Source organism: Ardenticatenales bacterium, assembly GCA_020634515.1.
GTDB lineage: Bacteria > Chloroflexota > Anaerolineae > Promineifilales > Promineifilaceae > JAGVTM01.
The window spans coordinates 14,422-38,519 of sequence record JACKBL010000006.1 but is presented as its reverse complement, the minus strand read 5'-3'; the positions used below and the strand labels follow the sequence as shown (position 1 = coordinate 38,519).

The window sequence follows — 24,098 nt, the reverse complement described above, 5'->3', positions numbered from 1 at the left end:
GTCCACCAACCACGCCCATGACCTTCTCTTGGCAGACGGAAGACAACGAGAATTGGGACGGCGCGCCTGATCCCGCACAGGAACAGACACCACGCCGCCACATCTGGCCTTTGCTGCTGCTCCTCACGCTGATCGGCGCGGGTGGGCTGCTGGCTTACCGCCAGGCCACCTCTCGCATCAACGAAACCAGCGGCCTGATCACGCAAGATGTACGCGCCAGCGCCCGGTTGCTCCAACAGGCCATAGCGCGCAACGACCTGGAACTGTTTCACGGCCTTCTTTCCGGGCGCGATCCATTCTGGGCGGATGCGCAGCAGGCCTTGTTTGCGGCGGATTTGCTGCAAAACCGCGCCCCGCTGGGCCTCGACCTGGCCGCGTCCACGTCACCGGAGCCGGAGATCACCTTGTCGCCCGATTTGCGGGAGGCCGCCGTGACGTACACACGCACGTTCGTCACGCAGACGGCGAATGGCGTGACGCAAACGGTGCAACTGCGACAAACAATGTATTACGGGCAGGGGAACGAGCGGTGGCTGCTCGTTCCACCGCAAGGGGGAGCGGACCGGGCGTGGGCACAGTCGGCGCAGCCGCTGGTGACGGTGCATTATCCGTTGACGGAGGCGGTGTGGGGCGAGCGGCTGGCGGGGGATTTGCAGGCGTTTTTGGCGGATTTGTGCCGGCATTTTACCCTCTGCCCCCCCGCCTTCCACCTGCAACTCCTCCTCGACCCATCTCCCAACTCCCTCCTGCAACTCAATCGTGACCGCCTCTGGCTGGACGCCGCTGACAGCGTCACGCTGCCCGCCCCCAGCCTCGTCGGCATTCCGGCGGACGAAACCGGCTACCAGGCGATCTACCGCGCCTACGCCAGTCGCCTCTATGGCGTCGCCGTCAGCACCATCATCAACTACACCTGCTGCGAACGCAGCCTCTTTTATCGCGCCTTGCTGGATTTGCAGCGGCAGCAAATGGGGTTGACGCCCCCTCCCCTCACCCAGGCAGACTACCGCCAGGCTCTCTACGCCAACCTCGGCTTCGGCCAACTCGTCAACGCCCTCTCCTGGCAGTGGAGCCACGGCGCTTTTTTCAGCAGTGATGAAACCACTTACAAGCAGGCGCTGCTGCTGCTGGACTTTCTCTTATCGGCCGGTTCGGAGGGAAATGCCGGCACGGACCTCTACCCCGCCATCCTCTTCAACAACACGCTCGCCCACATGGTGCGCAGCGTGTTTCCTGAATTCGACGAGAATGATAGCGCGGCTGACGGCAATGCCGGCATCGAAAACGCCTGGCTGCAACACCTGCTGACGCGCGCCAACCTGCAACAGGCGCAACCGCCCATCCCCTGGCCCAACCAGGCGCTGGCCCTGCTCTGCACCCCCGATCTGCTCCCCGCCGCGGACGTGCGAGCGCAAGTTAACTTCCCCTACGCGCTCTACCGCTACGACCTGGACCAACAAACCATGCGGCCGCAGAGCAGCGACGTCTTCCTCTCTTTCGAGGCATTGCCGGACGACAGCGGCCTGCTCCTGACACGCCTACAGATTCCGGCGAGGAGCCAGGCATACGTGGAGGGAGAAGATTCGATGCAGTTCCCCTCACAATGGTTGCGATGGCAGGGGGGTGTCTGGCAAACGGTCTTTGAATCGGGAGAAAATGCCGGCTATTCCCTCGAATCCATCGCCCCCGGGGGCCACTATGCCGCGCTCTACAACTACTACACCCTCAATGACACGCCCGGCAGCCGCCGTCTCCTCGACCTGACCCGCTGCGACGCCGCCGGCTGCGCCACCGCCTCCCTCGGCGGCACGCCCATCTGGTCCCCCGATGGCCGCCACTACCTCGTCTACCTGCCCGACCACCGCCTGCGACTGGGGCAGTCAGATGCCGGCACGGAAGAGGAAATTTCCGCGGCCTATCCGGTTGCCGCCTCGGCCATCGCCTGGTTGGACAGCGACACTTTCGCCTACGTTTCCCGCCCCAACAACAATGCCTACGACGAGCTAATCATGCTGCAAAATGCCGGCAGCGGCGAAACACACCCCCTGATCCCCGCCACCGCCTTCCTCCAACTCGTTGGCGCGCCAGACTACGCCTATGTGCGTTCCTACTTCCTCGGCGCTGCCCCCGCCGACCCTGACCGGCTCATCGTCGGCTTCGCGCCCCAACCTTTAGCCCGCTTCGACGAACCCAGCTATATCGCCGCCGTGGACCGGCAAACGGGCACGGCCACGCTGCTCCTCACCCTCACCCGCGATCTGGCCGCCGCACCCAACCAGTTCCACTTCACGCCCGATGGTCGCTGGCTGGCATTCATCACCTACGCCAGCAACCAGGAGGAAGCAGAAGTAACCTGGTATGATCCGCGCCAGGGCCGCCAATTTAGCCTGCCCATCAGCGCCTGGTACGCGGATGACACCTTCGACTGGTCCGCCGACGGCAACTGGCTCGTGAAAGCGGGCGGGACCACCCTGCTGCTGACCGCGCCCGCCTACAACTACGCGCACATTCTGCTCACGGGCGTCGCCAATTGCAGCCGCGTCGCCTGGCTCAACCCCTAGTCCCCTGTAGGGCGATTTTCCAAATCGCCCACCCGATTTGGGAAAATCGGGCTACGATGGGCGGTTTTCCCAATCGCCCACCCGATTTGGGAAAATCGGGCTACGATGGGCGCGTTTTCCAATCGCCCACCCGATTTGGGAAAATCGGGCTACGATGGGCGCGCTTCCCAACCACCCACGCGCGACCGCCGGTTATTTCTGGACATCCGGGCGCAAAACGCGCCACAACCTGCTCTTCGAAACAAAAATCATGACTTTTCACTGGCAAACCGAGGACGATGGAAGCTGGGACCAACCCGCCGCGCCGCCGCCACCATCCACGCCATCGAAATGGCGCGCGTGGCCGCTGGCGCTGCTGGTTGTGGCCATTTTGACGGCGGGATCGCTCGTCATCTACCAGCAATTGACCACCCGCGTCACCGGGGCCACGGACGCCGTGCGCGCGGAAGTGACCGCCGCCTTCCACCTGATGCGCGATGCCGGCACGCGAGCCGACCGCGAGTTGTTTCTCAGCCTGCTTTCCGGGCGCGACCCCAGTTGGACCGAAGGGCAGATGCGTCTGCTTGCCGCTAATCAAGTCGGGGGGCGCGCCCAGTGGGACATGGCCACCGCCACCGACCCGGAAATTGTAGACATCTCCCTGTCGCCCGACCTGAACGCGGCCACGGTCACTTCGCGGCAGCCGCTGCGGGCGCGCCTGCCCGATGGCCGCGAGCAAATCGTCACTTTGACGCAGATAGACGTGTTCCGCCGCGGCGACATCTGGTTGTTGTCCCCGCCCGACGAGGCGTTCTGGGGGACGGAAAAGCAGACGACATGGCACTACCTTAATCTGCGCTATCCCGCGCGGGATGAATCGTGGGCACAACGGCTGGCAACTGACTGGGAAGCGGATGTGGAACGATTTTGCCAGGAAAACTTCCCCCAGCCCCCAACGCCCTGCGAAAACCTGCGCATTGACATCTCCCTCAGCCGCAGTCCCCACACCCTGATCAGCCCCCCGGCGGCCATGATTGGCCTGCGCGCCAATACCCAACTCCTGCTGCCCAGCCCCACATTGTTGGGCATCCCCGTAGACGAGGAGAGCTACCAGGCGGTGCGCCGCGCCTACGCCGCGCGCATCCTCAGCGCGGCCATGAACCAGATCGCCGACTACGACTGCTGCACGCTGCCCGCGCTCCATTTCGCCTTGCTCAATCAGGCCCTCCATCAGCTTGATTTGCGCCCGGCTTTGCTCACGACTGATGACTACGCGCAACTTCTACAGGAGGACATGGGTCTGACCGACATCCTGCGCCGCCTGCAAGCCACCCGCAATCTTCCGCCCCAGGAAATGGAGAGCGACGAACTGCCTGTCACGGAGGCGGCGGCCCTGGCGGCCTTTTTGCGCGATCTGTACCCGGAAGTAACGCCGTGGGCGTCTTTCGGGCAAGAGTCGCGGGAAGACAGCCTGGCCGTGTGGGTCTCACAGCAATTGGGGTCCGGCGCGCAGGTGCTCACGACGCAATCCAGCACCAGGCAGAACAGCGACTGGTATCACTTCCTGTTCGCGCAGGCGCAACCGGCGCAGGCCGATCCGCCGCTGCCGCTGTCAGAAGAGGCCATCTCCCTCATTTGCCCGGAGCGGCTAAGCCAGGTCGTGGTTCGCTATGATCTGACGCGGGATAGTGTATCGCGCTCGCTGGAGGGGCGCGCCGGTTATCAGATTTTGGCGACAAGCCCGGACCGGCGCGACATTATCTTGCAGGTGTCTGGCGAGGCGGCCATCGGGTCGAATCTCATGGAAGTGGCGCAGTGGGATGGGCAGACGCTACGGCGGCTGTATGCCGATGCGCAAGGGAGTTATGCCTTTCTGGCAAAATATGATCCCCACCGACGCTATCTGGCGCTGGCGATTTTTGGTCGCCAGGATAGTGAAATGCCCTACATCGTTTTGCTGGACATGGACGAGTGTAATGAAAATGGGTGCGCGGCGACGTCCATCGGTGGCTGGCCGTTCTGGTCGCCGGATGGCCGGCGCACGCTGCTGATGGGCATGGATGGCGCGATCAGTCTGGGGGACGCGCAGGGACTAAACCGCCGCGCCACGCCACCGGGCAAGATTGACGCGCTCGCCCTGGCGTTTGCCTGGTTGGATAATGAGACGTATGTTTATACAATGCCGGCATCCACCCCCACGTCAAACACCTCCGACCTGTACAGCTACTCCCTGACCACCGGCGAAAGCCGCCTGCTCATCTCCGCCGGCGAGTATGCCCGCCTGCTGCCGGACATCCCCGCCAACAACGACGTCGGCCAGATCATCTACCTCGAATCGCTGCCCAACACACCCCGCGACCTCATCTTCGTGACCAACATCAGTTCCATGCTCGGTTCTTACCAGCCGGCGGCCATTTTCCGTCTGGATACCGACACGCAAACGACAACCGTTGTCGGTTCCCAGGGCCTGGCCGTGTACGATTTCCCGCCAATACGAATTTCGCCGGATGGCCGCTGGCTGACCATGCTGGCGGGAAACCGCGAGAGCCAACCCGCGACCTCCTTGTGGCTGTATGATCTGACGGACGCGGCCGATGAGGGAAAACGGATCGCCAGTGGGGAATCCGTGGCGTATGATTGGTCCGGTGACGGTAACTGGCTGGCGGTGTACCACGACCGCCGCTTGACGACGGTGGCTCCCGCTTACAATTACGAGCGCCTGTTCATGCCTGGGGCTGATCAATGCGTGGACATGGCCTGGCAACAATGAGAACGAGAATGGGCAACCCAAAAGGCGGTCAGAGATGAGTTTTCAGTGGCAGGTGGATGAGGAAGGGACGTGGGAGGAGTCGCCGGAGGCGGAGAAGCAGGGACGGACGCGGCGGCGGGTGAATTGGCGTTGGTGGGGTGTGGTCGGCGTGGTGGTGATGAGTGCCGGCATTTTCGCCAGCCTCCAACTCCGCCAACGGGTACGCCAGGCCAACACCGACATCACCCAGGCCATCCGCGCCGCCTTCAACCTCTCCCTCAGCGCCGCCGCCCAAAACGACCTCGAACTCTGGCTCACCCTCATTGACCCCGCCAGCGACCTCGACTGGCGACGACGCGAGGAATCCCTCCTGCAAGCCGGCGCCCTCTATGACCGCCGCGCCTGGGGCCTCACCCTCCTGCCCGGCTCCGAAACCGTCGGCGGCATCACCCTCACACCCGACCTGTCCCAGGCGGAACTCCCCTTCACCGCCGCCTACCAGACCCTCGACGGCAGCCTCATCCACCTGCAACAGACCGCCCAATTCCGCCTGCGCGACGGCCAGTGGCTACGCCGCCAGGGGGATGCCGCCTTCTGGGGCGAAATGGGCACGCAGGAAGGTAAATGGCTCACCCTCAGCTACCCCCGCCGCGATCAGGGCGTCGCCATTCGCCTCACCGCCGACCTGGACGCCCTCCTGGAACGCCTCTGCACCGCCGCGAACGGCCTCTACTGCCTCTCCGAAACCTACTTCACCGTCACTCTCAGCCAGGACAACCTCAGCCTGGTCAGCACCCTGGTCCCCGAACGCACCATCAACGTGCAGCGCCTGCCCACCGGACGCCTGCTCCTGCCCACACCCAGCCTCCTCGGCTACCCCACGGACGAGGCCGCCTATCAGGCCCTCTACCAAAGCTACGCCCGCCAGATGGTCACGCACCTGTTTGAGCGCGTCTACCGCTGGCGCTACACCGGCGCGCCCGACTTCTTCGACGCCGCCTATCTGGCCGAACTGCGCCAGCTTGGCCTGCTGCCCACGCCGGCGGCAACGGCGGAACTCCCCGCCAACGCTCCCACGCCTACGGAAGACGTGCGGCTTCTTTGCCAGACGGAATGGGATGGCGCTTCTCTCTACCGCTACTCGCCCACGACGGGCGTCTGGCAGCCGGAATTGGAAGGGCAGCAGTTCGTTGGGCTGCGCGCCATTGAGGGGCACGAAGGCGTCATTCTAGCGCAGGCGGGTCAGCCATCCGATGTCACCGGCCACGCCCGCTTGTTTCTCTGGCGCAAAAATCAGCTTATCTCGTTATCCGACCTCATCCCCGGCCCATCCTTCCCCATCATCACCGGCGACACCAGCGACAACGGCCGCAACCTGCTCTTCACTTTCGGTGGCAGGGGGCGGCAAGATGACCAGCTTGGCAGCATCAACATGGTCGCCTGCGACAGCGGAAACTGCGCCGTGGATATGCTGCCTCATGCGGGGACGCTTTCACCCGATGAGGCGTATGCCCTCTCGCTTTCCCCCTTCAGCGGCCCCATGCTGTACCTGGTGAACAACAGCACCGGCGAGACGCGCCCGCTGGCGCCTGGCTATGCCACCTTCTGGTTGGACAATGACACCTTTGGTTTCATGCAGACGGACGAGAATGGCGGTGCCGGGGTGGTGGATCTGACGCTGGGGCGTGTTTCCGCGCCAGAATTGGAGGTTGTGCTGCCCGCGGCGGAATTACAGGCGGTGGCGCTCACGCACATGCCGGCAGACGTGACGCTGCGAGGGGTGTGGACGCAATCCCTCTCCAATCATGAAATTCTCCTGATCGGCTGGTCGGACCTCAACGATGCGGCCATCATGCCCATGCACATTATGCGGTATGACGTTGACAGTGGGGCGTTAACGTGGCTGGCGGATCGCAGCATCGCCCGCGATTTGCTGGTGGCTCCGGGCGGTCGCCACCTCGTCACGCAAGAACTGGCCCCCGATTTCTTGCGGCAGCAGTTATTCCTACTCGATCTGGCAAGAGGCCAGGGAGAGGAGATCCCCCTGGCCCCCAAGCCGGCTTTTGCCGTCAGCCAGACGATGGATTATGGCTGGTCGGCGGATGGCGCGTGGCTGTTGTTGTTGGATGGCGGCGTGCTGCATTTCATCATGCCGGAAACAGGCTCTCATTACAGGCTTCTGCCCCCCGTTTCCGGCTGCACCTACGCGGCATGGGGGAATTGACGAACAGCCACCGGGCTTCCGGTCAAAACAGGAGATGCCTTCCTAATCGAGGGGAGGCGTTGTTGGTTCCGCTACCGTTGGCAGCACCGATGGCAGCCGACGACGCACGCCGGGAAAAACCTCAAACAACAGCACCACCCCCATGCCGATGATTGTCAACAAGCTGATAGCCAGCCCAATATAGAATTTTGTGGGGCGGAAAATGAAGGAATAGGTATGCTCGCCTGCCGGCATCCTCGCTCCCAAATAGCCATTGACTGGTTCGAGCGACGCCGGCTGCCCATCCATGTACAGGCGCCAACCGGGAAAATCACTTACCAGCACCACCAGTTGATCGTCCGCCTGCTCAGTCTCCCCGCGAACTTCCACCTGATTCACGCCAACATAGCGAGCCATCAACGGGCGTGTGTGCATCGCAACCGGCGTGACCGCGCCAGACAATTGATCTGGAGAAGCCGCAAACGCAAAAGGCAGCGCATCCGGTAGATACCACAATCCCACGTCGCCAAATTCCGTCAGAAGTTCGGCATTGTCCGGCTTCGGTTGATCGGGCAGTGCCAGCAGGTACTTGGCGGAAGCACGGAACGGAGAATCCGGCTGCGTCTGATAATCCAGCGAACGCACGCGGCGATTATACCGAAAGTTGATCACCGGCATTTCCAGTTCGTAAGCAGCCGGAACCCAATCCCAGTAAACCACGCCACCACCAAGATTGACGTAATAGAGGCCGGGATCATAATCCTTTAGCCATTTCAAAGCCTCGGTAGATTTGGCGTTTCGTTGTTGCGTGGCAAAACCAAACTGCTGGTTGACTCGAAATACGTCGCGCACGGAAAGCGCCATCACCACAAGCAGGAAGAGGTAGACGATCCAGCGCATCGGGATCACCGTCGCTTTGTCTGCTTCGTTTTTGCCGGCAACAACCACGCGCCAGCCCCGACTCCACCGCCGCCCCGCCAGCGCAAAGTATTGCAGCCCAAGCGCCGCCAGTGCAATCAAGGGAATGGCGGCAATAACCAGCAATCGGTTGGGGAACCGAAATGTATAGAGGAAGGGGATTAAATGATAGAGGTAGCTAAACGGCGGATACCGATTCGCCTGCAAGGCCAGAAGAACGAGAAGCAGTACACCTGATGCCGACAGCGCCGGGCGATGCCAGCGGGCGCGGTTATAGACCAATGGCATCAGCATAAGAGCCAGTAGAGGCAGATAGCCGATGTAAAACCAGCTCCAGCCGCTGCCCTTCGCCAAAATATCGGCGCGGAACCATTCCGGCGCGGCCACGATGTAGTTCACGAGGGCGTAGGAAATCGGCTGCGATAGTTTCTGTTCCAGGTCTGGCAGCGCATCACGGCTGGTAAACCGATACCCGTCAATCAAAGGGAGCAAGACAACGGCCAATAACGCGGCGCTGAGCAGGGCGACCATCACGGCCCGGCGCAGCCTGGTCCATCGCTCGGATGGAGGCGTCCACAAGAGCGTCATGACCACCAGGACGCCCATGGAAATGAACAGGTAGAACGGGTAATAGCCGCCGCCGGTCGTGATGACGAGGGCCACACATATCGCGGTCAGGATGATTGAAGCCCGATCCTGGCGGCGCAAAGTCCACCACAGCGCGGCGAAACACCAGGGAAACCAGACCGCGCCGAGCAGCAGTTCATACCATCCCAGCCGCCATAACAGCACCAACCCACCGGAAAGCATGAATAGAAGTCCGGCCCATAGACGTATCAGGCCGCGAATGCCCAGTACGTGCGCAAAGACCCACTGCCCGATTCCCGCCAGCGCCAACGCCATGAACACGGAAATCTTCATGCCATTAATGCCGCCCCAAATCAAGACAGGCAGGGTTGCCACCGGGTTCCAAAAGTGATTGATGAAGTCGCCGGCATGGGGGAAACCCGTCATCATGTACGGATTCCATAAAGGAATCTGACCATATCGGGTCACGCTAATTTCGGCGAGCAAGGGAAGAGTAGCGCTTTCGTTGTGCTCCCCAGTCTGTTGTAGCTGTTGGGCATCCAGGCGCAGCAGCGTCTGACCGGCAAACAGGTAAGCAAGGACCAGTATGAGACACCAATCAACTGCGTAGCGTCTCCATTTCACCCATCGTCCTGGCCGTTGAAACCAGGTGGCGATTGATGCCGGCATTTGCAGTTCCATTTAGCCCTCCAAACAAGTACTGGCAGGATGCCCAACGTTGATTCAGCCCGGAATTAGAGCGCGTACAAAGCGCCAAACTTCGTCCGCAGGTAGCGGATATACGGGTCAATCGTCAGGGGCTGCCCCAGGACGTGCTGGAGCAGTTCCGTGGCCGTATATTTGCTGCCGTGCCGATAGACGTTATCCCGCAACCAGCCATGCAGCGTGCCAAATTGACCCCCGGCAATCTGCGCCGGAATGTCGGGATGCCCCTGCTGCGCTTTCTCAAAAAACGCGGCGGCCATCACGTTGCCCAGCGTATAGCCCTGGAACGCGCCGCCGACGAGGCCGCCATACCAATGCACGTCTTGCAGCACACCGTCCACGTCGCTGGGAGCGTGAACGCCCAGATACGCTTCGTAACGGTCGTGCCACGCTTGCGGCAGGTCCTTGACATCCAGCTTGCCTTCCAGCAGTTCCAGTTCCAGTTCAAAGCGAATGATGACGTGCAGGTTGTAAGTCACTTCGTCCGCGTCGGTGCGGATGAGGGAGGGCTGCACTTTGTTGATGGCGCGGTAGAAGGCGTCCTGGGAGACGCTGCCCAGTTGCTCTGGGAAGGCGCGTTGGAGGGCGGGGTAGTAGTGGTTCCAGAAAGCGCGGCTGCGGCCTACCTGGTTTTCCCAGAGGCGAGATTGGCTTTCGTGAATGCCGGCAGAAGTGCCATTCCCCAGCGGCGTTCCCTCATACTTCATATCAATCCCCTGCTCATACATGGCGTGGCCCGACTCATGCAGGGTGCTGAACAAAGCCTCCGACAGATCATTCTCCTTCACCCGCGTCGTAATACGCACGTCCCCCAGCGAGAACTTGGTCATGAATGGGTGATGGGTCTTGTCCTGCCGCCCCCGGTTGAAATCGTACCCATAGTCCTTGATGACGCTGAGGCCGAACTCAAGCTGCTTCTGCTCCGGGAAAGTCTGATGCAGCGGCGCATCCTCCACGGATGGGTTCCGGGCAATGGCCTCCACAATGGGCACAAGCTGCTGCCGCAGGTTAGCGAACAAATCACGCAAACTGGCAACCGTCATCCCATAGTCGCTAAAATCAATCAGCGGGTCGGCGATGTGCGCGTAGCCGGGGAAGTAATCCGCCAATTGGCGGCTGAATTCAATCGTCTTCCGCAGATAAGGCTGCACGGCGGCGAAATCATTCTTGGGGCGCGCATCCGCCCAAACCTGATAGGATTCCGCGCCGTGGGCGTACACTTGCTCCAGAAAACTGGGCGGTACTTTGATGGCCCGCTCGTACTCGCGGCGGGCAACGCGGACCAGGCTGGCGTCGTCGTCGTCAAAGGGCAGGCCCTCGGCATAGGGCTGCAAATCGTCCAGCAGTTTGCCAACGGCGGGGTCAATGAACATCTCCTGGGCAATGCGGCCCAGCAGCGCCATTTGACGACCACGCGCGGGTGCGCCGCCTGCCGGCATATACGTTGCCTGATCCCAATTCAAAACAGCCGCCGCCAGATTCAGGTCCGTCACTTCCTGCAAACGGGACTTCAACTCACTTAATTTCTCGTTCATCTGTTTCTCCAATCCAAGAATCAACCGCGCTACCTAACAGCTTGGCTTTGCATCGCGCCGCGCGGAATAAACCAGTTTATCCCAACCACAACCCGATTCCAAACGGCTGTCTCACGCTCTTTGCCTTTTTGCCACTTTTGCAGTACGTTTCTGGACATTCACCTTCCTGGAGGCTCGTAGCTTCCAGGAAGGTTTCATTCTGAACCCAACCATCTACCGTCAGCCCGTCGCCATCCTCCCCACAACCGCGCCCGGCTGTCGCCAGACCCATTGAGATGCCGCATGTTCACCGCCATCACCAGCCTGCTTGTCATTTTCCTCTGCGTCTATTTCCTCTCCATCATCACCGATGAATTCTTCATTGAAAGCCTGGACGAAATCGCCAGACACTGGCAGCTCCCCAGCAATGTCGCCGGGGCATCGCTCATGGCCATGGGGTCTTCCATGCCCGAACTCTCCATCGCCTTGCTCGCCCTCGTCCAGCGCGGCGGGCAGCACAGCGACATCGGCGTCGGCAACATCGTTGGCTCCGCCGTCTTCAACATCCTGGTCATCACCGGCCTTTCCGCCCTCATCCGCCCCGCCCGCGTCTCCTGGCAAGTCGTCGTGCGCGACTGCTTCGTCTACAGCGTCAGCATTGGCCTGCTGCTCTTTGCCTTTCAGGATGGCGTCATCACCATCTGGGAAGTACTCGGCTTCCTCGGCCTCTACGCCATCTACATCTTCATCCTCTTCCAATGGGGCCTGATCGTGCCCAACGGCGACGCCGACGTGATCGAACTGGTGGAGACGGAAATCGAAGAGCAGGCGCAAAAGACGGGCGTCTATTACCGCGTCACCGCCTCGTTTGGCAAGGCGCTACGCCGGATCACGGGCGAGCCACGCGAGCATTACGTGCGCACCTTTCTCGTCTCCATCGCCATTATCGTGGGCATTAGCGCCCTCCTCGTAGAAAACGCCGTCATCTTCGCCGAAGCGATCCACGTCCACCCGGTGATCATCGCCCTCACCGTACTCGCCGCCGGCTCCTCCGTGCCTGATCTGATTGCCTCGCTGCTGGTCGCGCGCGAAGGGCGCGGCGAAATGGCAATCTCCAATGCCGTCGGCTCAAACATCTTCGACATCAGTATCGGACTGGGGCTGCCGTGGCTCCTGGTCATCCTCTTGCAGCAACGAAACATCACCGTCGGCACCGATGGCTTGTCGCAATCGGTCTTTATTCTGCTGGTGACGGTGGTCATTCTCTTCATCTTTCTTTCCACAGGCAGACGACTCACGCGGGTTGAGGGAGCCATATTGGTATTGATCTATATCGGCTACGTCCTCTGGATGTGGCTGGGAGGATAACCGTTATGGACACGCCATCAATCCATCCACTGCGGCGGCTGTGGCAATATGGGGCGGCGCACCGCCCCACGATCATCCTGGCAACCGTCAGCTCCATCGCCAACAAAATCTTCGACCTGGCGCCGCCGGCCTTGATCGGCGCGGCGGTAGACATCGTCGTGCAGCAGCAAGACTCCTTCTTTGCCCGCTTCGGCATCACGGACGTGGGCACGCAGTTATGGGTGCTGGCCGGTCTGACCATTGTCATCTGGGGTATTGAATCGCTGTTGGATTATGTTTCCAGCATTCTCTGGCGCAACCTGGCACAAACCGTTGAGCATGAAATGCGTCTGGATGCGTATGATCACGTGCAGCGGCTGGAACTGGCGTATTTCGAGGACCGCAGCACGGGCGGATTAATGTCCGTCCTGAATGATGACATCAACCAGTTGGAGCGATTCTTGGATGGGGGGGCGCACGCCATCATCCAGCTTCTGGCGACCGTGATCATCATCGAAGGGTTGTTCTTCTACGTGGCGCCGACGGTGGCCTGGATGGCGGCGCTGCCAATGCCCTTGATCATGTGGGGGTCGGTGCGTTTTCAGCGTTTTTTGGGGCCGCGCTACGTGGATGTGCGCGAGCGCGTGGGACTGATGAATGGGCAGCTTTCCAACAACCTGGGCGGCATTGCCACGATCAAGAGCTTCACGGCGGAGGGGCACGAACTGGGGCGCATTTCCCGCCTGAGCGACGATTATCGCCGCAGTAATCAGGAAGCGATTCGCCTCAGTTCCGCCTTTGTCCCCCTGATCCGCATGGTGATCGTGATGGGTTTTATTGCTATCCTCGTGTTTGGTGGGCAGTTGGCGCTGGCGGGGAGCCTGAACGTGGGTGTGTACAGCGTGATGGTGTTTATGACGCAGCGGCTGCTGTGGCCGCTGACGCGCCTGGGGGAGACGCTGGACCTGTATCAGCGGGCGATGGCTTCGACGACGCGGGTGCTGGATTTGCTGCACACCAAACCGCAAAGCGACGATGGAAAAAAGTGCCTGCCGCCGGCTTCGGTGCGGGGCGAGGTGGTTTTTGACCAGGTGACGTTTGCCTACCAGTCGCACCCGGAGAAGCCGGTGGTGCGTGATTTTTCGCTGCGGATTCCTGCCGGCACGGTGGCGGCATTTGTCGGTTCTACGGGCGCGGGCAAGACGACGCTGGTTAAGCTGCTACTGCGTTTTTATGATGTCACCGGCGGGCGGATTCTGCTGGATGGGCATGATTTGCGCGACTTGCGGCTGGCGGACCTGCGCGGGGCGATTGGGTTGGTGAGCCAGGATGTTTTTCTGTTTCATGGTTCGGTGCGGGAGAATATCGCGTATGGGACGTTTGATGCCGGCATCAACGACATCATCAACGCCGCCCAAATTGCCGAAGCCCACGACTTCATCATGCAGCTTCCCCAGGGATACGACACCATCGTTGGCGAACGCGGCATTAAACTCTCCGGCGGACAGCGGCAGCGCATCTCCATCGCCCGCGCCATCCTGAAAGACCCGCCCGTCCTCATCCTGGACGAAGCCACCTCCTCCGTGGACAACGAAACAGAAGCGGCCATCCAGCGCTCCCTGGAACGCATCGCCGTGGGGCGCACCACCATCATCATCGCCCACCGCCTCTCCACCGTGCGCAACGCGGATCAAATCTTCGTGCTAGAAAACGGGCGCTTGCAAGAACAAGGTCATCACGGGGAACTGCTGCAAAACCACAACCTGTACGCCGCCTTATGGCGCGTGCAGACGGGAGAGCGCGAGCGGGCGACGGCGTGGGAACCGGAGGAAATGGTCGGCTGAGTCACTCCTCGCGCCGCGCCGCCAGTTCCGCGCAGTAGGCATCGAGAGAGGTGGGCGCACGCCCCAGCAGCATGGTGAGGACGGCCGGGTTGCCCACCATGCCATAGTCCGCGTAATAGCGAAACATCTGGCGCAGCGTGTCCAGCGCATAGCCACGCAGCCCACTCGCGCGCGCCCGCGCTTCCCAATCCACCAGCGGCAGTTCGACCGCCCGCACCACACGCCCCAACGCCCGGCTCAATGCCGCCGCCACGTCCGTTTGCGCCAGCCCCGGCGTCCCCACCAACTCGTAGATGGCGCCCTCATGCCCTGGCTGCGTCAACACCCGCGCCGCCACGTCGGCCACGTCCGCCAGATGCACCAGGCTCAGGCGCGTGGTCACGGGATAGGGAACCCGGTACACGCCTTCCGCTTCAATGCCGGCCCAACCGCCGCGAATGTTTTGCATGTAGGCGCAAGGCTGCAAGATGGTGAAAGGAATGCCGCGGGTAAAAAGCTGCTCCTCCACCCGCATTTTGCGCCAGTGGTGGGGCATGGCCTCCGCCTGCGGGTGCAGCACGGAATGGTAGACGATGTGGCGCACGCCCATTTCCCGCGCCGCCGCCAGCAACCGTTCTGCCATGGCCTCCTCCTGTGGGTGCATGTTGGGGCAAATGTGGTAGACGGCGTGGCAGTCCGCCAGCGCCAGGCGCAGGGTGGCTGCGTCTTCCATATCGCCGACGATGACGCTGGACGCGCCATGCGCCTGGGCGACAGCCGCCTGCGCTTCGCGGCGCACCAGGACGCACGCGAACGCGCCGCGCGCGGCCACGGCCTGCGTGATGGCTAATCCGGTTTTGCCCGCCGCGCCGGTGATGAGGATCTTTTGCACAGGGGATCTCCTGATACGGGTCGTCAGTGGGTGGTAAAGGCAATCGAGTTCTATTTTATGTTATAATCGGCGTCGTGGCACTGTGGAAGATGCCGGCATTGTTCTCACACCTCTACCCATAAACCAGCCCGGCCACGTTCAGCTTCCACCCACCGCACCTATACACTGTTCTCACCCATCGCCAGGAGGAAAGCATGACGGATCCTGACAGCCCCTTGTTCATTGAAGATGACGATGACGAAATGAAAGAAAGCCCCACGCCCGCCGAAAAAAGCAAAAAGGACACGGCCATCACCGAAAAACCAGACAAAGACCCACGCTACAAGAAAAACGGACGCCTACGCAAGCATTTCTACGAAAATGAAATCAAACGTCTGCAAGAAGAACTGGTCAAGCTGCAATACTGGGTCAAGGATCAAGGACTGCGCGTGGTGGTGTTGTTTGAGGGGCGGGACGCTGCCGGCAAAGGAGGCGTGATCAAAACGATTACGGAGCGCACCAATCCCCGTATTGTGCGCGTCGTGGCCCTGGGCGTCCCCACGGAGCGGGAAAAGACACAGTGGTACTTCCAGCGTTATGCGCAGCATTTGCCGGCAGCCGGCGAAATGGTCCTCTTTGACCGCAGTTGGTACAACCGCGCCCTCGTGGAACACGTCATGGGCTTCTGCACCGAAGAGGAATACCGTGAATTCATGCGCTCCTGCCCCCAGTTTGAACGAATGCTTGTCCGTTCCGGCATCCTCCTGATCAAATACTACTTCTCCATCAGCCGCGAAGAACAGGAACACCGCTTTCAGTCCCGCGTCCACACCACCACCAAGCGATGGAAGATCAGCCCCATGGACCTGGAATCCCGCCAGCGGTGGGTCGAGTACTCCAAAGCAAAAGACGCCATGCTCGACTACACGGACATCAAGCAATGCCCCTGGTACATCGTCAACGCGGATGACAAGCGAAAAGCCCGCCTCAACTGCATCAGCCACATCCTGAGCATGATCCCTTATGAGGACGTCGTCCCCGGCATTATCGAACTGCCACCGCCCCAGGACGCCAGCGGCTACATTCGCCCCCCCATGGAAGACCAGACCTTCGTCCCCGAAATCTATTGAGTGACGTGGCTCGGTTTACCAGGAGCGAGGGCCATCACGGCACAGGAAAAAGAATCTGTCCGGCCCATACAAAACCGGCCAGGGCATCCGCGCCGGAGGATGCTCCCAGGGACAGGACTGCTTGCAGGGCTGCCGGCATTTGCTCCTTATCCCCGGCCACCATCACCCGCAGCAGATCGTGCCAATGGTCGGCAACCTCGCCCGCCGCCGCCGCCTTGAGCCACGCCGCCGAAAGGGCGCTCGTGCGCGGGCAAACCGTGTCCACCATGGCCATCGAGAATGCCTGCGCGTCCCCGGCAGGCCAGCCCAGGCGCAAGGCAATCATCACCCCCAGCAGGAAATCATCCCCCGCCGGCGTGAGGCCCGGTCCCAGGCCGCCTAACTGACCTGCCGCGCGCGCACACCGGCTTACCTGCCCGGCACGCAAGCCGGCGTCCAGTTCCGCCAGCGCCGCCTGCACCCGCGCCGCGTAGGGCTGGTGATACAGGCTAAAGGGAGGCAGCCGCGCGGCCATGTCCATCCAGAACGCGGCCGGCGCGGACCGGGAAACCCGCTCCCAATCGGGGCGCGGGTCCCACAATGCCGCCGCGCCAAACTGCACGGAGAGGTTTCCGGCTGATAAGGTTTGCTGATGGATGAATGCCGGCATTCCCGGCCGCAACCAATCACGCCAATCCCCCTGCGCCAGCGGCACAATCGCGCCAAACGGTCCCACGCCCACGGCGGGCACGGTCAGCGACAACCAATCGCCCTGATCGTTAACGAAATTGGCCGCCTGCGCAAAGGCGGCGTGCACGGTGGCCTGTCGGGTGTTTCGCAGCCAGCACCAGGCAGGGAGGCTAATGATCTTCGCGGAAAGAATCGTCACGGTTGGGGACGCGCCAGGAGGCGCGGCAGAATGGGGCCGCTGAGGAAGGAGGTGACGAGGGCCATGGTCACCAGGGCGACGAAGAGGCGTTCGTCGATGATGCCATAATCAAGGGCGACCGTGGCCAGAATCATCTCCATGGCGCCGCGCGCGTTCATGCCCACGCCAATCGCCAACGCTTCTCGCCCGGACATACCGCCCAGGCGTGCGCCCAGACTGGACCCGGCAATTTTGCCCACGGTAGCCACCGCCAGCACGAACAGCACCAGTCCCACATCAAAATTGGCGGCGAAGTCCGCTTTGAGTCCTACGGAGACGAAGTAGAGGGGCGCGAAGAAGCTAACGGCGAACTGATAAATGACGTCGTGGGCTTCGTTTTCTTTTTCGACGACCTGGCCCAACGCCACGCCCACGAGGAAGGCGCCAAAGATGGCGTGGATGCCGATCCCCTCGGCGATAGCCGCGCCCAAGAGGATGAGGACGGCGGTGACGCTGATGAAGCCGCTGGGCCAGGCGAGGGTGCGGCGCAGCCAGTGGAGGATGGGGCCGCCGACGTATCGCCCCAGGGCCAGCACGGTGATGGTGAAGAGGACGAGGAGTAGGAGGGTTACGCCGATGCCGTGGGAAGCAGATGCCGGCACAAATTGCCCCAGCACCACCGTAAACAAAGCCCAGCCGATCAGGTCGTTGACGGTGGCCGCGGCCAAAACGATGCCGCCGATGGGCTGGTTGAGCAGGTTCAGGTCCATGAAGATGCGGGCAATCACGGGCAAGGCGCTGATGGAAAGGGCGGCCCCAATGAAGAGGACGAAGGTGATGCCGGAGGTGGTCGCCTGTGGCCCCCAGAGGCGGGGGAAGAGGAGGACGGCGGCGGCTCCGAGGGCAAAGGGAATGGTGATGCCGGCAACGCTGGTCAGGATGACGGCACGGCTATTGCGGCGCAGGTGGGGGAGGTTGACTTCCAGCCCGGCGACGAAGAGGAAGAATAACATGCCGATTTGCAGCATGATGTCTTGCGCGGCGATGACGGAGGAAGATGCCGGCAGCAGCGCCGCCGACAATCGGGGAAATAATGCGCCGAAAACGGTTGGTCCGAGGAAAATGCCGGCAACCAGCTCCCCCAACACGCGCGGCTGATGCACACGGCGCATAAGCTGCCCACACAGCAACGCCGCCGCCAGCATCACCCCCGTGCGCAGGAAAAACGCGACCAAATCCTGATGTGCCATCTCGTTCATACGCCTGCCCTTGCCTGCCGCGCGATTTCCCACAGGCGGCTGGGATGCAGCGGAATCGAGTTCAACTCCAGCGCGGGAATCCGCAGCGCATCCTCCACCGCCTGCGCAAACAACGGTCCTACCGGGATCGCCCCCGCCTCCCCCGCCCCTTTCACGCCCAGCGGATTCAGCGGCGATGGCGTCACCTCATGCCCCACCTCCACGCGGGGCACATCCAGCGAGGTGGGCAGCAGATAATCCATGAACGATCCCGTCAACAATTGCCCACTCTCGTCAAACACCAATTCTTCGTAAAAGGCATTGCCCAACCCCTGCGCCACGCCGCCGTGAATCTGCCCATCCAAAATGAGCGGGTTGATCACGCGCCCACAGTCATGGACGACCACATATTTCAGCACGTCCACCAGCATCGTCTCCGGGTCCACTTCCACGATCATCGCGTGGACGCCGCTGGCCGTAGCCCCCCGTTCCGGGCCGAAGTAATTGGTCGCCTCCAGTCCTGGCTCCGTGCCCGGCTTCACCGCGCCACGCAGGGGATTGGCCTGCTGCGCCAGTTCGCCCAACGTCACGTAGCGATCCGGCACGCCGCGCACGCTCACCCGGCCCCGCGCCAGTTCCAGGTCCTCCTCCGCCGCCTCCAACTGCTCGCCGGCCAGGCGCAGAATCTTCCGGCGCACATCACGCGCAGCTTCATTGATGGCATTACCGGCGACAACCGCGCCGCGGCTGGCAAACGTGCCCGCGCCCCAATAAAACTGGTCCGTATCCCCCGTCACCAGTTCCACATCGCGCACGTCCACGCCCACCTGATCCGCCACAATCTGGGCAAAGCTGGTGAAATGCCCCTGCCCCTGCGTGCCCACCCCGGTGGCCACGGAGACCTTGCCGCTGGATTGCACCTGCACGCGCGCCCCCTCATACGGGCCAATGCCCGTACCTTCCACGTAGGCCACAATGCCAATGCCCACGTGACGCCCCTCGGCGCGCAGGCGGGGCTGTGTCTCCGCGATGAACGCATGATAGCCGATCATGTCCAGCGCCTTGTCCAGCACCGGCTCATAATTGCCGCTATCGTACACCAGCGGCGCAAAATCCTGGTAGATGATTTCGTTGTTGTAGGGGAAAGCATCGGGCGGGATGAAGTTGCGCCGCCGAATTTCCGCCCGATCCACCCCCAGCGCCTTTGCCCCCAGGTCCAGCAGCCGCTCAATCACGAACACGCCATGTTGCCGCCCGGCTCCCCGATAGGGCGTGACGATGGGTTTGTTGGTGAAAATGGCTTTGAATTCGGAGTAGTAGTTGGGAATGTGGTAGGGTCCCAGCAGCGTACACTGACTGTTGATAGGCACGGTCAGGCCATAGGGCATGTACGCGCCGCCGTCGTGCAAAAACGTGTCGGACACGCCCAGGATATGCCCCTCACCGTCCAGGGCGATTTCCGCTTCGTGTACCTGGCCACGCTCCTGCGTGGTAGCCACAAAATTCTCAGCGCGGTCCTCAATCCATTTGACGGGGCGGTCGAGCTGGATGGCGGCCCAGGGGATAAGCATCTCCTCCGGGTAAAACATCATGATTTTGGGGCCAAAGCCGCCGCCAATGAAGGGAGCAATGACGCGCACCTGTTTTTCGGAGAGGCCAAGCATGGCGGCCAGCCCATTGCGGATGGGGATGGGGGCCTGCGTCGTGTCCCAGATGGTCAGCCGGTGGGCGCGGCGGTCCCATTCGGCGACAACGCCCCGGTTTTCCATGGCGGCAGCCGTGCCGTGATCATAAACAAAGCGGCGTTTGATGACGGTGTGGGCTTGCCGGCGCGCCTGTGCGTAGTTGCCTCTACTCTGCACGACGTGCGCACCGATGTTGCCGTCAAGGTCATCGTGAACGAGTGGGGAATCCACCGAGAGGGCCGCTTCCAGGTCCGTAACCGCCCCAACTGGCTCATAGTCCACCCACACCTCCGCCGCCGCGTCCTCGGCCACGTAGCGGCTCTCCGCCACCACCATGGCCACAATCTCCCCTAAATGGCGCACCTTCTCCTTCGCCAGCGGCACCTGCGTCCGCTCGTGAAACACGATGTCCTTGATCGGCGGCGGCGACACGAGGAGGGGACCATGCTGCCAATAATCGCCCAGGTCGGCGGCGGTGTACACCGCATACACCCCTTCTTTTGTGCGCGCCGCCTCGGCGTCAATGGAGAGAATGCGCGCATGGGCATATGGGCTGCGCACAAATGCCACGTGCGCCATCCCCGCCAACTGCACATCATCCACGAACAACGCCTGCCCCATCAACAGGCGCGGGTCTTCATTCCGCTTAATCCGCTCACCAAAAAACTGTGTCGCCATATCTTGTTACCTTTTTGCCACGAATTGCACGAATTTACACGAATTTTGAGCTTTTGACCCGAAATTTGCTCATCGCACAACACGCTTCTGCTGCAAAGATTCCGCACCGAAATTGAGTAAGATTGCCAGCCGAAGACGAGTCGCCGCGAGATAGTTGCGCGCTTGTGCTTCATGTCTGGCATGAAATTGAGAAACAGCCTTAATCTCCACGATGATCCTGTCTGCTATGACAAAATCCGCCTCATACTGGCCAACCAGCAAATCCTTGTAATAGACGGGCAAAACCTTGTATTGCTCATGAGGAACCTGGCGCAACCTCAATTCGTGAGCCAATGATACCTGATATACTTTTTCCAGAAAACCACCGCCCAGGAGCCGATGCACTTCCATTGCCGCCCCAACGACTTGGTAAGACAGCTCTTTATAAAGGATTTCAGCCACAAATACCCCTCATTTGCTCACGTACCCACGCCTGTTACATCCCCTCTGCAAGCCCTTCACCACAGGGGAATCCCCACTTTGAAACAGCAATCATAAATTCGTCCAATTCGTGCAATTCGTGGCTAAATCTTTTCCGTAAATGCCACAAAGCGTCCCCAGCAGGAAGCGAGTTCCATACCTTTCTGGATGAAGGCAGCGATGAAGGTGCGCCCGCTGGGCGCCTGGGCGATGTCGCGGCCCAGGTTTTCCGCGTGGACGATGCCTTTGGGGAACAGGTTGAGGTGCATGTCCTGGTAATATCTGTCCAGGGGATACATCTCGTCCCAATCTTTGCCGTATTGCGCTTGTAGTTTGGCGTTGGCTTCGGCGAACGTTTGGGGATGCCAGAGGCGTTGAATGGTGTTCATAGGGTGTTCCATGGCTACGCAATCGACGGCGAGCCACTTGATTTGCTTCCGCAGACACCAGTCGGCGAAGTCGGGGGAGGGGCCGGGGTGCTTGATCATGTAGCGGAACTCATCGGAGTCCGGGCTGTTCCAGCCGTAGCGGTAGTAGCCGGTTTTGACGATGAGGATGTCGCCGGGTTGGACGTCCACGACGCTCTCGATCATGGCGGGGGTGTAAACGCTGCTGTCGCTGACGAGGTGGGAGATGTCGGCGATGACGCCAGGACCAAACCAGTAATCGAACGGCATTTGACCGATGGTTTTGCCGGCACTATGGAAATGTTTCTCCCCGTCCATATGGGAAGCCAGATGGAAACTCGCGCGACAATGCGCATTATTGCGCCCCAGCCCAAAGTACTGCCCCCCCACCCGTTTCGTATACTTCACGCTCAACGGCTCATAATTCGCCCACTGCGGCGTCTGCACACTAAACGGCAGCGTCATATCCAGCATTTCCAGGCCACCCATGAAGGCAAAAAACGCCTCTTCGGTCATGCCGGTCGGTGGCTGCAAAGCAGCAGCGCGACACCAGGCGGATTCCACTTCCATGAAAGGGATCGGTTGGATCATGATCCAGGCGCGCCGGTCGCCCAGTTCGCCTATCTGCCCACCCAATGATTCCGCCAGCAGCAGACCCGACCGGGGCATCACGACATGGGTCAGGTGATGATACGCTTCCGGCGGGAACATCTCGTCCCACGTTTTGCCATATTCCCGTTGCAGCTTCGCTTCCGCCTTCTGGAACTCGCGCGCGTGGGCGTAGCGAATATTCGTGTTCATAGGATGCTCGGCACTGCCACAATCCACGCCCACCAGTTTGAGCTTCATTTCCAGCGCCCAGGGGAAGAAGTCGGGCGACGGCCCCGGATGGCGCACGTAGTAGCCGAACTCTTTGTTCTCAATGCCCCCTTGCGCCTCCGGGTTAGGTACGTCGGGCTGGTCCCAACCGTACTTGTGATACCCGGTGTTGATGATCAGGATGTCACCCTCTTTGACGGTGACGCGGCTGGTGATCATATCGGGGGTATAGAAGCCGTAATCGGAAACAGCGTCCGAGAGGTCCACGACGACGCCTTCGCCGCAAAGGTCTGTGAGGGGGATGTCGGCGATGGCGCGCGCGCCGGAGTGGAAGGCACGCGGACCGACGAGGTGCGTGCCGGTGTTGTTGCTCCACTCGATGAGCTGCCCGTTGGCCCCCTGCCCGCCCCCCCAGGAACCGGTGAGCCGCTTGAAGAAGTGGACTTGCAAGGGCATTTCACCCGGCCAGGGAGGCGTGAAGATGCTCAATGCCTGTGTCAAATCGTACCATCTGGCATCGTTCAATACCTGTATCACGTTCATAATTTCCAGCATCCTTTACTGGCTACGTTACTCGAATCTGGCAAAATCCACATATGGTGATCGGCGTCGCGGCTTTAGCCGGGTGTTGCCCGTTTCTTAAAAGACGCGCCCGCGTCCGCCGAGGCGTTCCACGTGGACGGGATCGTAGCAGTCGCCATACTTTGTCTTGGGCATGCCCGCTTTCCGCGCCATCAAATCGGCGTACTCGTCGTCCTCGACCATCGCCACAATGCGCGCAATGCTGGCCTCGCCGTCCACGAAGCGCCAGGGGAAGCAGCCGATGCGCACGCGCCGATTAAGGAGCAGGTCGATGTCGCCGCCGACGCATTCGGCGTGGATGATGCCTTTATCGAACAGCCACAGGTGCATCATCTGGTACATCTCTTTGGTGAAGTACTCGGTGAGGGGTTTGCCATATTTCTGGCGGAAATGGGCATCGGCGTCGGCGGCTTGTGCCGGCATCCACTCCCGTATCTTCGTATTCATCGGATGGTCCGCGCTGCCACAATCCACGCCAATCCAACGCAACTTCTTCTCCATGCACCACGCCGCAAACCGCGCATCCGGCCCCGGATGCATCACCATATACCGCACCTCATTCCCATACGGCTGGTCCCAACCAAAATGATGATACCCCGTGTGGATGATCAGAATATCCCCCTCGCGCACCTCCACCCGCGCCTCAATCATCTCCGGCGTATACACGTCATAGTCGCCGCAGCAGTCGCTCAAATCCACCACCGCCGCCTCGCCGCAGAGAAACTCCAACGACAACGAGGCAATATCCTTGCCCGGCGTGTAGAAATGGATTTCCCCGTCCAGGTGCGTGCCCACGTGGTTGCTGTGCGTCACCACCTGCCCGTTAGCCCCATTTGGGGCCAACCGCTTAAAATACTTCACCTGCAACGGCTCATACGTCGGCCACGGCGGCGTCCCAATTCCCAAAGGCATCGTCAAATCAATAAACTTCATACCTTCCCTCCATACGCAGTGCGCGCGGCTATTGCGCTAACGCCTCTTCTCCGACGGCTTAG

15 protein-coding genes and 1 pseudogene are annotated in these 24,098 nt (G+C 61.2%); 6 read left to right on the top strand and 10 right to left on the bottom strand.

Annotated elements, in window-relative coordinates; genetic code table 11:
• The first annotated feature begins 17 nt into the window (after positions 1–17).
• From H6650_16075 to H6650_16065, 3 genes are all read left to right on the top strand, one after another.
• On the top strand, positions 18–2,561 hold the full coding sequence (locus H6650_16075; protein MCB8953525.1) for a hypothetical protein: 2,544 nt from the start codon (positions 18–20) through the stop codon (positions 2,559–2,561).
• Between the two features lie 250 nt (positions 2,562–2,811).
• Positions 2,812–5,310 carry a hypothetical protein gene (locus tag H6650_16070; GenBank protein MCB8953524.1) on the top strand — a complete coding sequence of 833 codons (2,499 nt, stop codon included), beginning with the start codon at positions 2,812–2,814 and terminating at the stop codon, positions 5,308–5,310.
• Between the two features lie 34 nt (positions 5,311–5,344).
• Positions 5,345–7,513, top strand: coding sequence for a hypothetical protein (locus tag H6650_16065; GenBank protein MCB8953523.1), 2,169 nt, complete (start codon positions 5,345–5,347; stop codon positions 7,511–7,513).
• 42 nt (positions 7,514–7,555) lie between these two features.
• Here H6650_16065 and H6650_16060 read toward each other — a convergent pair whose 3' ends face one another.
• Positions 7,556–9,679 (bottom strand): YfhO family protein, encoded by a 2,124-nt coding sequence (locus tag H6650_16060; GenBank protein ID MCB8953522.1) that lies wholly within the window; start codon positions 9,677–9,679, stop codon positions 7,556–7,558.
• 53 nt (positions 9,680–9,732) lie between these two features.
• Positions 9,733–11,238: a carboxypeptidase M32 gene (locus tag H6650_16055; protein ID MCB8953521.1), complete on the bottom strand. Its 1,506-nt coding sequence runs from the start codon at positions 11,236–11,238 to the stop codon at positions 9,733–9,735.
• 282 nt (positions 11,239–11,520) lie between these two features.
• On the opposite strand from H6650_16055, the gene H6650_16050 reads away from it, so the two are divergent.
• Together H6650_16050 and H6650_16045 are read left to right on the top strand one after the other, a co-directional pair.
• Positions 11,521–12,585: a calcium/sodium antiporter gene (locus tag H6650_16050; protein MCB8953520.1), complete on the top strand. Its 1,065-nt coding sequence runs from the start codon at positions 11,521–11,523 to the stop codon at positions 12,583–12,585.
• Between the two features lie 5 nt (positions 12,586–12,590).
• Positions 12,591–14,408, top strand: a complete 1,818-nt coding sequence (locus H6650_16045) for an ABC transporter ATP-binding protein (GenBank protein MCB8953519.1) — start codon at positions 12,591–12,593, stop codon at positions 14,406–14,408.
• Between the two features lies 1 nt (position 14,409).
• On the opposite strand, the gene H6650_16040 is transcribed toward H6650_16045, so the two are convergent.
• Entirely contained in the window at positions 14,410–15,279 is an 870-nt protein-coding gene (locus H6650_16040) for an NmrA family NAD(P)-binding protein (GenBank protein MCB8953518.1), read from the bottom strand.
• Positions 15,280–15,521: 242 nt separating this feature from the next.
• Here H6650_16040 and ppk2 point away from each other — a divergent pair, with 242 nt between their 5' ends.
• Positions 15,522–16,388 carry a polyphosphate kinase 2 gene (gene ppk2 / locus H6650_16035; protein MCB8953517.1) on the top strand — a complete coding sequence of 289 codons (867 nt, stop codon included), beginning with the start codon at positions 15,522–15,524 and terminating at the stop codon, positions 16,386–16,388.
• Between the two features lie 34 nt (positions 16,389–16,422).
• On the opposite strand, the gene H6650_16030 is transcribed toward ppk2, so the two are convergent.
• The 7 genes and pseudogenes from H6650_16030 to H6650_16000 all read right to left on the bottom strand — a co-directional run bounded on the left by H6650_16030 (position 16,423) and on the right by H6650_16000 (position 24,036).
• Positions 16,423–17,256: a DUF2877 domain-containing protein gene (locus H6650_16030; protein ID MCB8953516.1), complete on the bottom strand. Its 834-nt coding sequence runs from the start codon at positions 17,254–17,256 to the stop codon at positions 16,423–16,425.
• Complete coding sequence (locus H6650_16025) at positions 17,253–18,494, bottom strand: cation:proton antiporter (protein ID MCB8953515.1); 1,242 nt, start codon at positions 18,492–18,494, stop codon at positions 17,253–17,255. The genes H6650_16030 and H6650_16025 overlap by 4 nt, the downstream gene beginning before the upstream one ends.
• A complete protein-coding gene (locus tag H6650_16020; GenBank protein MCB8953514.1) occupies positions 18,491–20,836 on the bottom strand; it encodes a xanthine dehydrogenase family protein in 2,346 nt (781 codons plus the stop codon). The genes H6650_16025 and H6650_16020 overlap by 4 nt, the downstream gene beginning before the upstream one ends.
• 69 nt (positions 20,837–20,905) lie before the next feature.
• Complete coding sequence (locus H6650_16015; protein MCB8953513.1) at positions 20,906–21,277, bottom strand: GxxExxY protein; 372 nt, start codon at positions 21,275–21,277, stop codon at positions 20,906–20,908.
• 122 nt (positions 21,278–21,399) lie between these two features.
• Complete coding sequence (locus H6650_16010; protein MCB8953512.1) at positions 21,400–22,218, bottom strand: cyclase family protein; 819 nt, start codon at positions 22,216–22,218, stop codon at positions 21,400–21,402.
• A 6-nt stretch (positions 22,219–22,224) separates the two neighbouring features.
• A pseudogene (locus tag H6650_16005) lies at positions 22,225–23,064 on the bottom strand (cyclase family protein).
• Between the two features lie 96 nt (positions 23,065–23,160).
• A complete protein-coding gene (locus tag H6650_16000) occupies positions 23,161–24,036 on the bottom strand; it encodes a cyclase family protein (GenBank protein MCB8953511.1) in 876 nt (291 codons plus the stop codon).
• Positions 24,037–24,098 lie beyond the last annotated feature (62 nt).